Raw genomic sequence first — 14342 nt, 5'->3', positions numbered from 1 at the left:
CACGGCGGCCCCCGGCAGCACCGCGACGGCCGCCCGGGGGGCGGCGTCGTGCAGGCACCCGGGAGCGCGGACGCGCGACCCTCGATGCTACGGCACCAGCGGGACGGACCGCCAAAGCGGGCCGCGCCGCACCGATCGTCGGGGCCGCACGTCGTCGCGGGCCGCGGACCCGGCGGGACCCGGTAACCTTGCTGCGCCGCCCGGTCAGCGCCGGGCGCGTGCGGACGTAGCTCAATGGTAGAGCCCCAGTCTTCCAAACTGGCTACGCGGGTTCGATTCCCGTCGTCCGCTCCGACCGCCCGACGTCCGGGCGACCCGTTCAGCCCGCCGCGCGCCGCACCAGGTCGGTCACACGCGCCACGACGTCGTCGGTCAGCTCGGCGATCGCGAAGGCCGTCGGCCACATCGGGCCGTCGTCGAGCGCGGCGGACTCGTTGAAACCGAGCGTCGCGTACCGCGTGCCGAACTTCGACGCCGCCTGGAAGAAGCAGACGACCTGGCCGTCCTTGGCGTACGCGGGCTGGCCGTACCAGGTGCGCGGCGCGAGGCCGGGCGCGTGCTCGCGCACGATCGCGTGCACGCGCTCGGCGACGACGCGGTCCGCCTCGGGCATCTCGGCGATCTTCTCCAGCGCGTCGGCCTCGGCGGCTGCCGCCTTGTCGGCGGCGCCACGGCGCCCCTTCTGCGCGCGCAGCTCGGCCGCGCGCTCCTTCATCGCCGCGCGCTCCTCGGCCGTGAAGCCGTCGGCCTCCGCGTCGGTCGCCCTCGTGACCATGTCGCGCTCCTCGCTCGGTGGGTGTCGTCGGCACCGAGGCTAGGGACGACGTGCGAGGGCGCGCTTCTCGGATCCTGACGAGACCCGTGCGCAGCCGACGTGCCGGGGCGACCGGCGTGGCGACCGACGTCGACCGTCGGGGTGGCGGGATTCGAACCCACGACCTTCCGCTCCCAAAGCGGACGCGCTACCAACCTGCGCCACACCCCGCGCTCGTGCGCACGGGGCGGCACGGCACGCACACCCTACCGGCGCCCCTCGCTCCCCCGTCTCCCGACCTTCCCCGGCGGGCGCCCCCGCCGACGGACAGCGTCACGGCGCGACGGACAGCGGCGTGCCCGTGTCCGTCGACCGCGCCGCTGTCCGCCGCGGTGAGGAGAGGCGCGCGGGGGGCACGGCGGGCGGGGCGGTCGGGCGGGTGGCGTGCAGGGCGGGGTCGCGCTTCCGCGGCGGGTGCGCGACGTGGTGGGATCGCCCGGTGACGACGACGACGCTGCTGCGCACCGGCGACCGCGTGCTCCTGACCGGCGACTCGATCACCGACTGGGGGCGCGACCGCGACCAGCCGGACTCGCCGTGGGGGCTCGGCCACGGGTACGCGGGGATCGTCGCGGCGCTGGCCGGCGCGCGCCGCCCCGACCTGGGGCTGACGTTCCTCAACCGGGGCATCGGCGGCAACACCACGCGGCAGCTGCGCGAGCGCTGGACCGCCGACGCGCTCGACCTGGAGCCGACGGTCGTGTCGATCCTCGTCGGGGTCAACGACACGTGGCGCCGCTACGACGCGGGCACGCCGACGTCGGTCGACGAGTACGAGGAGCACTACCGCGCGATCCTCGACGCGACCCGTGAACGGCTCGACGCGCGGCTCGTGCTGATCGAGCCGTTCCTGCTGCCCGTGCCGCCCGTCGAGCACGCGTGGCGCGAGGACCTCGACCCGCGCATCCACGTCGTGCGGCGACTCGCGGGCGAGGTCGGCGCCACGCTCGTGCCCGCCGACGGGCTGTTCGCGGCTGCCGCGGCACGCACGTCGCCCGAGCGGTGGGCGTTCGACGGCGTGCACCCGACCCCCGCCGGGCACGGCCTGCTCGCCGAGGCGTGGCTCGACGCCGTGGGGCTCGCCGCCCGCTGAGCGAAGGAACGCGGCCGACGCCGCGAGACCGGACGGCCTGCGGGCGCCGACCGGAGGCGGTCGCGCGCACGCGCGGCGCCGGCCGACGGCCCGTCGTACGGGCGCCGTCGCGCCGTCCGCATCACGGACATACGTCTCACGGGAACCTTTGCGCGGCGTCGCGTGTTGACGCTAGCGTCGGCTCGACCACGGGCCGACGCCCGTGCAGACGGCCCGCCGCACGGCGGGGCCCCGGACGAGGAGAGCGATGCGCGTGCCGACCGCCGCCGTTGCACCCGTCCAGCGCGCCTGCGTGGCGTGCACGTGTTGTCGCTGTCGGTAGAGCGCTGGCCGCTCGGCGCACGCATGACGTGCGCGCACCGCACCGGTGCACCCTCGCCCAGCGCTCGCCCCGGAGACGTCCCCCGGACCGCTCCCTCTCCAGCACCACCGGTGCGCGGCGACCGCGGCGCACCCGCACCTCATCCCCCGCCCTGCCGGCCCGCGACGGGCCCGGCACCGACCGAAGAGGAACCATGGCACGCATCTACGAGGACGCCACCGCGCTCGTCGGCAGCACCCCGCTGGTCCGCATCAACAAGATCACGGACGGCGCTCCCGCGACCGTCGTCGGCAAGCTCGAGTTCTACAACCCGGCCAACTCGGTGAAGGACCGCATCGGCGTCGCGATCATCGACGCGGCCGAGCGGTCGGGCGAGCTCAGGCCGGGCGGCACGATCGTCGAGGCGACGAGCGGCAACACGGGCATCGCGCTCGCGTTCGTCGGCGCGGCCCGCGGCTACGACGTCGTCCTCACGATGCCCGAGACGATGTCGAAGGAGCGGCGTGCGCTGCTGCGCGCGTTCGGCGCCGAGCTCATCCTCACGCCGGGCTCGGAGGGCATGAAGGGCGCGGTCAACCGCGCCAACGAGATCGTCGCCGAGCGTCCGGGCGCGATCCTCGCGCGGCAGTTCGCCAACGAGGCGAACCCCGAGGTGCACCGCCGCACGACGGCCGAGGAGATCTGGGCCGACACGGACGGCGAGGTCGACATCGTCGTGGCCGGCATCGGCACGGGCGGGACGATCACGGGCGTCGGGCAGGTGCTCAAGGAGCGCAAGCCGGGCGTGCAGATCGTCGGCGTCGAGCCGGCCGAGTCCCCGATCCTCAACGGCGGCGCCCCCGGACCGCACAAGATCCAGGGCATCGGCGCGAACTTCGTGCCCGAGATCCTCGACACGACCGTCTACGACGAGATCATCGACGTCGACGCCGAGACGGCCGTCGCGGTCGCGCGCCGCGCCGCGCGCGAGGAGGGCCTGCTCGTCGGCATCTCGTCGGGCGCCGCGCTGCACGCCGCGACGCTGCTCGCGCAGCGCCCCGAGAACGCGGGCAAGCTGATCGTCGCGATCATCCCGTCGTTCGGCGAGCGCTACCTGTCCTCGGTGCTCTACGCCGACCTGCTCGACTGACGCCGGTCCGACGCGCCCGGCCGCCGCCGCGGCCGGGCGCGTCGGCGTCGGACCCACCACCCGTCCCCACCGCCCCACGGAGCACCCCATGCGCCCGCTCGCCGACTTCCTGCGCGTCCTGCGCGACGACCTGCAGGCGGCGCACCGGCACGACCCCGCGGCGCGCTCGCTGCTCGAGGTCGCGCTGGCCTACCCGGGCGTGCACGCGATCTGGGTGTACCGGCTGGCCCACCGCATGTGGCAGGTGCCGCCGCTGCGGCTGCCCGCACGGCTGGTGTCGCAGGTCGCCCGTGCGCTCACGGGCGTCGAGATCCACCCCGGCGCACGCCTGGGCGAGCGGCTGTTCATCGACCACGGCATGGGCGTCGTGATCGGCGAGACCGCCGAGGTCGGCGACGACGTCGTGCTGTTCCACGGCTCGACGCTGGGCGGCAAGTCCATGAAGCGCGGCAAGCGCCACCCCACGCTCGGCGACCGGGTCGTGGTCGGCGCGGGCGCGAAGATCCTGGGCCCCGTGTGGGTGGGCGACGACGCGCAGGTCGGCGCGAACGCGGTCGTCATCACCGACGTGCCCGCGGGTGCGGTCGCGGTGGGCGTGCCCGCGAAGGTGCGGCGGCGCCCTGCCGCGGCGCCGTTCGACGCCGAGGTCGACGACCCCGCGATCTACATCTGACCCGACGTCGGCGCCGCCGCTGCGCCGTGCCGCGACACCGTTCGCTGACACCGCCCTTGTTCTAGTTGTTATCAAACTTTGCGCTACGCTGAGTGCGTGCTCCTCCGCATCGACACCGCCTCCGACGAGCCGCTCTACGCGCAGCTCGCGGCCCAGATCCGCGCCGCGGTCGCGCGCGGCGACGCGCCGCCCGGCACGCGTCTGCCCGCCGCGCGCGAGCTCGCGGCGTCGCTCGAGATCAACCTGCACACCGTGCTGCACGCCTACCAGGACCTGCGCGACGAGGGGCTCATCGACCTGCGCCGCGGCCGCGGCGCCGTCGTCACGGGCCACCGCGCCGCCGACCTCACGGAGCTGCACGCCGCGGTCGACGCGCTCGTCGCGACCGCGCGGCGCCTGCACGTCGCGCCCGAGACCGTCACGACCCTCGTCAAGGAGGCCCTGCGATGACCACGCCCCGACCCCGCCCGCCCCACCGGCTCGCGACCACCGTCACCGCGCTGGTCGTGCCGTTCGGCGTGCTCGCGGCGACCGTCCTCGTGGCTCGCGCCTGGGCGCCGCGGCTCCCCGACCCGGTCGCGACCCACTGGTCGGGCGCGGACGTCCCCGACGGGTTCGGGTCGGTCGCGTCGCTGCTCGCCGTCCCGCTCGTGGTCGGCGGGCTGCTCGCGGCGGGCCTGTGGGCGCTCGCCTTCTGGCTCGGGCGGGACACGTCGACCCGGCGGATCGCCGCCGGGTTCGCGAGCGGCACGGCCGCGTTCCTGTCGGCGACGACGCTCGGCACGCTGCACGGCCAGCTGGACCTCGCCGACGCCGCGGCCGCGCCCGGCGTCGGCCCGACGATCGGGCTCGCGCTCGGCGTCGCGCTCGCGGTCGGCGTGGTCGTGGCGCTCGTCGTGCCGCGCACGCCGCACCAGCCCACGACCGCGCCCGTCGACCCGACGGCGCCGCGCGCCGACCTCGGTGCGACCGAGCGCGCCGCGTGGTCGAGCACGGTGACGAGCCGTGCGGCGCTCGTCGCGGGCAGCGTCGCGGCGCTGACCACGGCCGGACTCGCGATCGGGCTCCGCACGCCCGCGATGCTGCTCGTGCCCGCCGCGCTGCTCGCGCTCGCCGCGGCCATGTTCGTGCTGCGCGTGAGCGTCGACGGCCGCGGCCTCGTGGCGCGCTCGCCGCTCGGCTGGCCGACGCTGCACGTGCCGCTCGACGAGGTCGTCGCCGCGCGTGCGGTGACCGTCGACCCGTTCGGGGAGTTCGGCGGGTGGGGCTATCGCGTCGGGCCGGACGGGCGCGTCGGGGTCGTGCTGCGCCGTGGCGAGGCGATCGAGGTCGAGCGCACGGGCGGCCGCGTGAACGTCGTGACGGTGGACGACGCCGCACGCGCCGCGAGCCTGCTCAACACGCTCGCCGACCGCGCCCGGAGCGCCGCCGCCGGGTGACGCCCGGCCGGTGACGCCGGGCGGGTACCGCCCGGTAACGTCGGGCGCGCGCCGTACGGCGCGACGTCGACGGCGACGACAGGAGCACCGCATGCGCCTCGGGTACCACACGGGCTACTGGTCGGCCGGGCCGCCCCCGGGCGCCGCGGAGGCCGTGCGCGCGGCCGACGAGCTCGGGCTCGACTCGGTCTGGACCGCCGAGGCGTACGGCTCGGACGCGCTCACGCCGCTCGCGTGGTGGGGCGCCTCGACGCGCCGCGTGCGCCTGGGCACCGCGATCGCGCAGCTCTCGGCGCGCACCCCGACCGCGGCGGCGATGGCCGCGCTCACGCTCGACCACCTCTCCGGCGGGCGGTTCGTGCTGGGGCTCGGGGCGTCGGGGCCGCAGGTCGTCGAGGGCTGGTACGGGCAGCCGTACCCGCGGCCCCTGGCCCGCACGCGCGAGTACGTCGACGTCGTGCGGCAGGTGCTCGCGCGCGAGGCGCCCGTGACGTACGACGGCGCGTTCTACCGACTGCCCCTGCCCGCCGACCAGGGCGCCGGCCTGGGCAAGGCGCTGCGCTCGACCGTGCACCCGCTGCGCGCCGACCTGCCGATCCACCTCGCGGCCGAGGGTCCGAAGAACGTCGCGATGTCGGCCGAGATCGCCGACGGCTGGCTGCCGCTGTTCTACTCGCCCCGCATGGACGCGACGTACCGCGAGCTGCTGGCCGACGGGTTCGCGAAGCGCTCGCCGCGGCTGCGTCCGCCCGAAGAGTTCGAGGTCGTCGCGACCGTCCCGGTCGTGCTCGCACCGAGCGTCGAGGAGGCCGCCGACGCGGTGCGACCGTTCATCGCGCTCTACGCCGGGGGCATGGGCGCCAAGGGCGCGAACTTCCACCGCGACGTGCTCGACCGGCTCGGCTACCGCGAGGCCTGCGACGAGATCCAGGCGCACTACCTCGCGGGCGACCGCGAGCGCGCCGCGGCCGCCGTGCCGACCGAGCTCGTCACCGACGTCGCGCTCGTCGGGACCGAGGACGACGTGCGCGCGCAGCTCCCGGCGTGGCGCGCCACGGCCGTCACGACCGTCCTGGCGCAGACCGACCCGCGTGCCCTGCCGCGGATCGCGGCGCTGTGGGGTGATCCTGGTCACGACGGCGACGCAGGGGGACGTCGCGACGCCGCACCGGCCTAACCTGGCGCGCGGCGCACCCTCCCCCGGGCGCGCCGTGGCAGCGCAGGAACGTCGGACAGGGGTCGCATGGCAGTCGTCGAGCAGGTCGCGCAGCGACCCCCGACCCGGCCCACGCCGACCGGGACGCCACGGCGCCTGCCGCACCTGCCCGGGCTCGACGGGGTCCGCGCGATCGCGGTCGTCGCGGTGCTCCTGTACCACCTGGGGCTGCCGTGGGCGCGCGGCGGGTTCCTCGGCGTCGACGTGTTCCTGGTGCTGTCGGGGTTCCTCGTGGGGACGCTCGTGCTCGACGAGGTCGAGTCGACCGGCGGCTTCCGCACCGGGCGCTTCCTGGTGCGCCGCGTGCGGCGCCTCGTGCCGGCGCTCGCGGTGCTGCTCGTGGCGGTCGCGGGGGCCGGGCTCGTGGTGCGGGACACGCTCACGACGCTGCGGGGCGACCTGCTCGCGGCGCTGACCTACACGACGAACTGGTGGCAGGTCGCCGCCGACCGCACGTACTTCGAGCTCACGGGGCGCCCGCCGCTGCTGCAGCACCTGTGGACCCTCGCGGTCGAGGGGCAGTTCTACCTCGTGATGCCGCTGTTCGCGCTGCTGCTGCTGCGGGTGGGGCGCGTGCGGGCCGGCCGCGTCGCGGCCGTGCTCGCACTCGTGTCGGCCCTGTGGATGGCCGTGCTCGCGCTGCGCGGGGGCATGCCCGTGCCGCAGGACCCCACCCGCGTGTACGTCGGCACGGACACGCGCGCGGCGGGACTCCTGCTGGGCGTGGCCGCGGCGACCGTGTGGCGGCCGTGGCGGACGTGGACGTCGGGGGTGACGTGGCGCACCGAGCGCGGCGACCCCGTCCGGCGCTTCGAGGCCGGGGTCGCCGACGTGCTGGGCGCCGTCGCCCTGGTCGGCGTGCTGGCCTGCGTGGTGCTCGTCGACGAGTACTCGACGACGCTCTACCGCGGCGGGTTCCTCGCGTTCGCGGCGCTCGCGCTCGTGCTGGTCGGTGCGGCCGCCGACCCCGCCGGGATGCTCGGGCGCGCGCTGGGCCGTCAGCCCTTGCGCTGGCTGGGCGAGCGGTCGTACGCGATCTACCTGTGGCACTGGCCGGTGCTCACGCTGCTGCGGCCCGAGCAGGACCTGTCGCTCCCGGGTCCGCTCGAGGACGCGCTGCGGGTGGCCGTCACGCTCGTGCTGGCGGAGGCGTCGTACCGCTGGGTGGAGCAGCCGGTGCGCCGCGGCGCGCTCGGGCGCCTGGTGCGCCGCGCCCGGACGCCGGGTCCGCAGCGGCGGCGCGCGCTGGTGGGCGCCGTCGGCGGGGTGACGGCCGCGGTGCTGCTCGTCGGCACGCTCGGCGTCGCCGTCGCGCGGACGCCGGCGGCACCGACGGGTGCCGCGTCGGTGATCGGCGCCGCCGTGCCGGCGCAGGACGTGACGCCTCCCCCGGACCCCGCGCAGCAGCCGGCACCCGACGCGACGCCGGCGCCGGACGCGGCAGCGCCTGCCGCCCAGCCGACGGCGCCCGCGCCGCCGCCCGAGGAGGTGGGCACGGTCTCCGCGTACGGCGACTCGGTGATGCTGGGCGCCGCGGCCGAGCTCGCGGCGCACGGCGTCCCCGCCGACGCGGCCGTCTCGCGCCAGATGGGGACGATGACGGACCTCGTCCTCGACGCGGCGGCCGCGGGGACGCTCGGGCACACGGTCGTCGTGCACGGGGGCACGAACGGACCGGTCGCGGAGGACGACCTGCGGCGGCTGCTGGACGCCACGCGGGACCGCCGCGTCTTCGTCGTGAACGTGCGGGTCCCGCGCCCGTGGGAGCAGTACGACAACGAGCTGTTCGCGCGCGTGGTGGCGGAGTACCCGCACGCGCACCTGCTGGACTGGAAGGCGCAGGGCGACGCGCACCCCGAGTGGTTCTACGACGACGGGATCCACCTGCGCGAGAACGGCGGGCGCCAGGGGTACGCGGACTGGCTGTGGCAGGAGATCCAGCCGCGCGGATGAGACGCGTTGCCCCCGTGCGAGGGCTGCCGCTACAATCTGTCTGAAACGTGGTCACCGAGTCTCACTAAATGAGACACCATCGGGACCGCACGACGACGACCAGGAGGCCCGCGATGACCCTCGCCCGCCCCCTCGTCGTCGCGTCGCCGATGTGCCGCTGTTGCCCGTGCTGCGTCATGCAGCCCCGCACCGGCCCTCGCTGACCCCTCAGCCCGCCGACCCGCTCACGGGTCGCCCCGCCGGTGCCCGCCCTCCGTGGCCGCCCGGCACCCCGGCCGGACGTCCACGCCCGAACCCCACGGACGTCCCCCATGAGCCCCACCCCCACGGCCGAGCCCACGGCACGGCGCGGCGCGCACGCCGTCACGCTCGAGACGGTGCGCCGCACGTTCGCCACCCCCGCCGGCACCCGCACGGTGCTGCACGGCCTGGAAGTCGAGCTGCGCGCCGGTGAGATCGTCGCGCTCGTCGGCCCCTCGGGGTGCGGCAAGTCGACGCTGCTGCGCCAGGTCAGCGGCCTCGACACCCCCGACGCGGGCCGCATCCTGCTCGACGGCACGCCCGTCACGGGCGTCGACCGCCGCACGGCCGTCGCGTTCCAGGAGCCGCGCCTGCTGCCCTGGCGCAGCCTGACGGGCAACGTCGCGCTCGGGCTCCCCCGCGGCACGCCGAAGGACGCCGGGCGCGAGCGCGTGGCCGAGCTGCTGCGGCTCGTCGGCCTCGAGGAGTCCGCCGGGCTGCGCCCGCGGCAGGTCTCGGGCGGCATGGCGCAGCGCGCGTCGCTCGCCCGGGCCCTGGCCCGCAACCCCGGCGTGCTGCTGCTCGACGAGCCGTTCGGCGCGCTCGACGCCCTCACCCGACTGCGCATGCAGGACCTGCTCCTCGACGTCCACGCGGCCGAGCCCACGACCGTGCTGCTCGTCACGCACGACGTCGAGGAGGCCCTGTACCTCGCCGACCGCGTGCTGCTGCTGCGCAACCTCGCGCGGTGCCCCGAGGGCACGCCGAGCGTCGCGCGCGTCATCGACGTGCCGGGCACGCGACCGCGCGACCGCGCCGACCACCAGCTCGCCGAGCTGCGCGCCGAGCTGCTCGAGGGCCTCGGCGTCGCGACCCACCACGTCGCGCCGGGCGACCCCGACGCGCACCACTCCATCTGACCCACCACCCCACCGCACCGCCCACCCGGCCGGACCCCGGCCCCGCTCCCCCCGAGATGAGAACCGACGATGAGCATCCGCACCGCCGTCTCCGCCACCGCGCTGGCCCTCGCGACCGCCCTGGCACTGACCGGCTGCGTCGCCGGTGAGGGCACCGCTCCCGCCGCCGCCGGCACGCCCGCCGAGGGCAGCGCCTGGAGCACCGACACGCTCGACATCGACTTCGCGACCTACAACCCGCTGAGCCTGGTCATCAAGGACCAGGGCTGGCTCGAGGAGACGTTCGGCGACGACGTCACCGTGAACTGGGTGCAGTCGGCCGGGTCGAACAAGGCGAACGAGGCGCTGCGCGCCGGCGCGATCGACGTCGGCTCGACCGCCGGCTCGGCCGCGCTGCTCGCGCGCTCCAACGGCTCGCCGATCCGCACGATCGACATCTACTCCCAGCCCGAGTGGGCGGCGATCGTCGTGCCCGCCGACTCCGACATCACGTCCGTGGCCGACCTGGCCGGGAAGTCCGTGGCCGCCACCAAGGGCACCGACCCGTACTTCTTCCTGCTGCAGTCCCTCGATGCGGCCGGCGTGCCGCTCGACCAGGTCGAGGTGCAGAACCTCCAGCACGCCGACGGCCGCACCGCGCTCGAGCAGGGGTCGGTCGCCGCGTGGTCGGGCCTCGACCCGATCATGGCCGCGAGCGAGGCCGAGTCGGGCACGCGCCTGATCTACCGCAACATCGACTTCAACACCTACGGGTTCCTCAACGCGACGCAGGACTTCCTCGACGCGAGCCCCGACGTCGCGCAGGTCGTGGTCGACGCGTACGAGAAGGCGCGCGCGTGGGCGCAGGAGAACCCCGACAAGGTCGTCGAGATCCTCGCCGAGGTCGCGGGCATCGACCCGGCCGTGGCGCAGAAGGTCGTCGTGGAGCGCACGAACCTCGCGATCGACCCCGTGCCGGGCGACGCGCAGCGCCGGGTCCTCGAGGTCGTCGGGCCGATCTTCGTCGAGTCGGGTGACGTCGCCGACCAGAAGACCATCGACACCGCGCTCGACGAGCTCTTCGAGCCGACGTTCGCCGAGAAGGCCGACCCCGCGAACGTCGCGGGCTGACGCCCACCCCGGCGCCCGCCCGGCACGCCCGGGCGGGCGCCACCTCCCGTACCGCTCCTCGTCCCCCAGGAGACCCCCATGTCCGACGCACCGACCGGCGCCCCGGTCCTCGTGACCGTCCCCGGCACCCCGGGCACCGGGCCCGTCACGGACGCGTCCGGCCACCCGCACCGCGCGCTGAACCCCCACGACCGCGGGCCCGCGCGCGCCGCGTCGTCGGGGTTCTGGTCGCGGCGCACCACGCGCGTGGTCGGCGGCGCGCTGCTGCCCGCGCTGCTGCTCGCGGCGTGGCATCACGTGACGACCGCCGGGCTGGTCGCGCCGTACCAGCTGCCGAGCCCGGCGTCGGTGTGGGCGGCGGCGGTCGACCTGCAGCAGCGCGGCGAGCTCGGCACGCACGTCGCCATCTCGGTGCAGCGCGTCGTGATCGGGTTCGCGGTGGGTGCGCTCGTCGCGCTCGTCGTCGCCGCGCTCGTGGGGCTGTCGCGCGCGGGCGACGTGCTGCTCGCCCCGACGCTCGCCGCGCTGCGCGCCGTGCCGTCGCTCGCGTGGGTCCCGCTGCTCATCCTCTGGATGAAGATCGGCGAGGACTCGAAGGTCACGCTCATCGCGATCGGGGCGTTCTTCCCGGTCTACACGACGGTCGCGGCGGCCCTGCGCCACGTCGACCCGCACCTCGTCGAGGCGGGGCGCGCGTTCGGCCTGCGCGGGGCCGGGCTCTTCCGCTCGGTGCAGCTGCCCGCGGTGCTGCCCTCGGTGATGTCCGGGCTACGGCTCGGGCTCGCGCAGGCGTGGCTCTTCCTCGTCGCGGCCGAGCTCATCGCGTCCTCGATGGGTCTGGGCTTCCTGCTCACCGACTCGCAGAACAACGGACGGGTCGACCGGATCCTGCTCGCCATCGTGCTGCTCGCGGTCATCGGCAAGCTCACCGACTCGGTGCTCGCCGTCGCCGAGAAGCAGCTGCTGCGGAGGTTCGCGTGACCACGCTCACCGCGCTGCAGACCGAGACGCGCACCTACCCCGCCCCCGCCGGCCTCGCGGCGACCTCGAACGTTCGGCCCGAGGACTGGGCCCGCGCCGAGGCCGACCCGGTCGCGTTCTGGGAGGAGGCCGCGCGGCGCCTGCGCTGGGACGAGCCGTGGCACACCGCGCACACGTGGGCCCCGCCCGTGCCCGTGCCCGGCGGGGCCGAGGACGAGCTCACGGTCCCGGAGGCGCGCTGGTTCGTCGGCGGCCGCCTCAACGTCGCGGTCAACTGCGTGGACCGGCACGTCGAGGAGGGCCGCGGCGACAAGGTCGCGCTGCACGTCGAGGGCGAGCGCGGCGACCGCCGGTCGATCACCTACGCGCAGCTGCAGCGCGAGGTCGCGCAGGCCGCGCACGCGCTCACCGAGCTCGGCGTCGGCCCCGGCGACCGCGTCGTGGTCTACCTGCCGGTGATCGCCGAGACCGTCGTCGTGACGCTCGCGATCGCGCGGATCGGCGCGGTGCACTCGCTCGTGTTCGGCGGGTTCTCGGCCGAGGCCGTGCGGTTCCGGGTGCAGGACACCGAGGCGAAGGTGCTCGTCACGAGCGACGGGCAGTTCCGCCGCGGCGCCGCCGTCGAGGTCAAGTCCGCCGCCGACGAGGCCGTCGCCGGGCTCGACCACGTCGAGCACGTGCTCGTCGTGCGCCGCACGGGCCAGGACGTCGCGTGGACGCCCGGGCGCGACGTCTGGTGGCACGACGTGGTCGACCGCCAGCCCGACGTCCACGAGGCCGCGTCGTTCGACGCCGAGCACCCGCTGTTCGTCATCTACACCTCGGGCACCACGGGCAGGCCCAAGGGGCTGGTCCACACCTCGGGCGGGTACCTCACGCACGCCGCGTGGTCCCACTGGGCGGTGTTCGACGTCAAGGACGACGACGTGCACTGGTGCACCGCCGACCTCGCGTGGGTCACGGCGCACACGTACGAGATCTACGGGCCGCTCGCCAACGGCGTCACCCAGGTGATCTACGAGGGCACGCCCGACACGCCGCACCGCGAGCGCCACCTCGAGGTCGTCGAGCGCTACGGCGTGACGACGTACTACACGGCCCCCACGCTCATCCGCACGTTCATGACGTGGTTCGGCGACGACCTGCCCGACGGGCACGACCTGTCGAGCATCCGCCTGCTGGGCACCGTCGGCGAGGCGATCAACCCCGAGGCGTGGGTGTGGTTCCGCCGCACGTTCGGCCGCGACGAGGCCCCCGTGGTCGACACGTGGTGGCAGTCGGAGACGGGCGCCGCGATGATCGCGCCGGTCCCCGGCGTGACGACGCTCAAGCCCGGCTCGGCCACGCGCCCGCTGCCCGGCGTCGCGGCGAAGGTCGTCGACGAGGACGGCGCCGAGGTCGCGCCCGGGCAGGGCGGGTTCCTCGTCGTCACGCGCCCCTGGCCCGGCATGGCGCGCACCGTGTGGCGCGACCCGCAGCGCTACCTCGACGCGTACTGGCGGCGGTTCGCCGGGCACGGCGAGCACGGCGGCTACTTCCTCGCGGGCGACGGCGCGTCGTACGACGAGGACCGGTACGTGTGGCTGCTGGGTCGTATCGACGACGTCATCAACGTCTCGGGGCACCGCCTGTCGACCATCGAGGTCGAGTCGGCGCTCGTCGCGCACCCCGCCGTCGGCGAGGCCGGCGTCGCGGGCGTCAGCGACCCCGTCACGGGTCAGGCGATCGCGGCGTTCGTCGTGCCGAGCGCCGCACCCGGGCCGGTCGACGACGTCGACGCGTGGCTCGCCGCGACGCACGCGCTGCGCGACGAGCTGCGCGCGCACGTCGCGCACGAGATCGGCCCCGTGGCGCGCCCGCGCCACGTGCTGGTCGTGCCCGAGGTCCCCAAGACCCGCTCGGGCAAGATCATGCGACGCCTGCTCGCGCAGCTCGTCGAGGGCACGACGCTCGGCGACACGACGTCGCTGCAGAACCCGTGGGCGGTCGAGCAGGTCGGCACGCTCGTCGCGGCGGGCCTGCCACGGTGAGCCCGCACCCCCGCGCCCCGCGCGTCCCCCGCACCCCCGTCCCCCACCCGACAGGAGCACCGTGAGCGAGCACCGCTTCGGCTTCCGCACCCGCGCGCTGCACGCCGGCGGCATCCCCGACGCCACCACGGGCGCGCGCGCCGTGCCGATCTACCAGACGACGTCGTTCGTCTTCGACGACACCACGGACGCCGCGAACCTGTTCGCGCTGCAGAAGTACGGCAACATCTACTCGCGCATCGGCAACCCGACCGTCGCGGCGTTCGAGGAGCGCATCGCGTCGCTCGAGGGCGGGATCGGCGCGGTCGCCACCGCGTCCGGCATGGCGGCCGAGTTCCTGGTGTTCGCGGCCCTCGCCGGCGCGGGCGACCACCTCGTCGCCTCGGCGCAGCTGTACGGCGGGACGGTCACGCAGCTCGACG

General features: G+C 75.7%; 13 protein-coding genes and 2 tRNA genes. 13 read left to right on the top strand and 2 right to left on the bottom strand.

Annotated features, from left to right (window positions below; all coding sequences use genetic code 11):
* The first annotated feature begins 220 nt into the window (after positions 1-220).
* A tRNA-Gly gene (locus CS2_RS09790) sits at positions 221-291 on the top strand.
* 28 nt (positions 292-319) lie between these two features.
* Here the strand turns inward: CS2_RS09790 and CS2_RS09785 are convergent.
* Positions 320-775 carry an iron chaperone gene (locus CS2_RS09785; protein WP_070319834.1) on the bottom strand — a complete coding sequence of 152 codons (456 nt, stop codon included), beginning with the start codon at positions 773-775 and terminating at the stop codon, positions 320-322.
* A 136-nt stretch (positions 776-911) separates the two neighbouring features.
* Positions 912-985 (bottom strand) — tRNA-Pro (locus tag CS2_RS09780).
* Positions 986-1253: 268 nt separating this feature from the next.
* Between CS2_RS09780 and CS2_RS09770 the strand changes: the two genes are divergently transcribed.
* From CS2_RS09770 to CS2_RS09710, 12 genes are all read left to right on the top strand, one after another.
* On the top strand, positions 1254-1907 hold the full coding sequence (locus tag CS2_RS09770; protein ID WP_169798639.1) for an SGNH/GDSL hydrolase family protein: 654 nt from the start codon (positions 1254-1256) through the stop codon (positions 1905-1907).
* Between the two features lie 515 nt (positions 1908-2422).
* Positions 2423-3358 (top strand): cysteine synthase A, encoded by a 936-nt coding sequence (gene cysK, locus CS2_RS09765; protein WP_070319832.1) that lies wholly within the window; start codon positions 2423-2425, stop codon positions 3356-3358.
* Positions 3359-3446: 88 nt separating this feature from the next.
* Positions 3447-4031, top strand: coding sequence for a serine O-acetyltransferase EpsC (gene epsC, locus CS2_RS09760; RefSeq protein ID WP_046528042.1), 585 nt, complete (start codon positions 3447-3449; stop codon positions 4029-4031).
* A gap of 96 nt (positions 4032-4127) precedes the next feature.
* Positions 4128-4481 carry a GntR family transcriptional regulator gene (locus CS2_RS09755; protein WP_070319831.1) on the top strand — a complete coding sequence of 118 codons (354 nt, stop codon included), beginning with the start codon at positions 4128-4130 and terminating at the stop codon, positions 4479-4481.
* Positions 4478-5470, top strand: a complete 993-nt coding sequence (locus CS2_RS09750) for a DUF1648 domain-containing protein (RefSeq protein ID WP_070319830.1) — start codon at positions 4478-4480, stop codon at positions 5468-5470. Before CS2_RS09755 ends, CS2_RS09750 begins: the two co-directional genes overlap by 4 nt.
* Before the next feature lie 91 nt (positions 5471-5561).
* Positions 5562-6647 carry an LLM class F420-dependent oxidoreductase gene (locus CS2_RS09745; protein ID WP_070319829.1) on the top strand — a complete coding sequence of 362 codons (1086 nt, stop codon included), beginning with the start codon at positions 5562-5564 and terminating at the stop codon, positions 6645-6647.
* Between the two features lie 66 nt (positions 6648-6713).
* Positions 6714-8639: an acyltransferase family protein gene (locus CS2_RS09740; RefSeq protein ID WP_070319828.1), complete on the top strand. Its 1926-nt coding sequence runs from the start codon at positions 6714-6716 to the stop codon at positions 8637-8639.
* Positions 8640-8950: 311 nt separating this feature from the next.
* On the top strand, positions 8951-9799 hold the full coding sequence (locus tag CS2_RS09730; RefSeq protein ID WP_070319826.1) for an ABC transporter ATP-binding protein: 849 nt from the start codon (positions 8951-8953) through the stop codon (positions 9797-9799).
* A 69-nt stretch (positions 9800-9868) separates the two neighbouring features.
* On the top strand, positions 9869-10909 hold the full coding sequence (locus CS2_RS09725) for an aliphatic sulfonate ABC transporter substrate-binding protein (RefSeq protein WP_070319825.1): 1041 nt from the start codon (positions 9869-9871) through the stop codon (positions 10907-10909).
* Positions 10910-10987: 78 nt separating this feature from the next.
* Complete coding sequence (locus CS2_RS09720) at positions 10988-11890, top strand: ABC transporter permease (RefSeq protein WP_082740058.1); 903 nt, start codon at positions 10988-10990, stop codon at positions 11888-11890.
* Positions 11887-13920 (top strand): acetate--CoA ligase, encoded by a 2034-nt coding sequence (acs, locus tag CS2_RS09715; RefSeq protein ID WP_070319824.1) that lies wholly within the window; start codon positions 11887-11889, stop codon positions 13918-13920. Before CS2_RS09720 ends, acs begins: the two co-directional genes overlap by 4 nt.
* Positions 13921-13981: 61 nt before the next feature.
* A partial coding sequence (locus CS2_RS09710; RefSeq protein WP_169798638.1) for a PLP-dependent transferase occupies positions 13982-14342 on the top strand: 361 nt, incomplete at its 3' end.

The sequence above is a fragment of the Cellulomonas iranensis NBRC 101100 = JCM 18110 genome (genome assembly GCF_001552375.1).
Classification (GTDB): domain Bacteria; phylum Actinomycetota; class Actinomycetes; order Actinomycetales; family Cellulomonadaceae; genus Cellulomonas; species Cellulomonas iranensis.
This window is presented reverse-complemented; position numbering and strand designations above follow the sequence as displayed.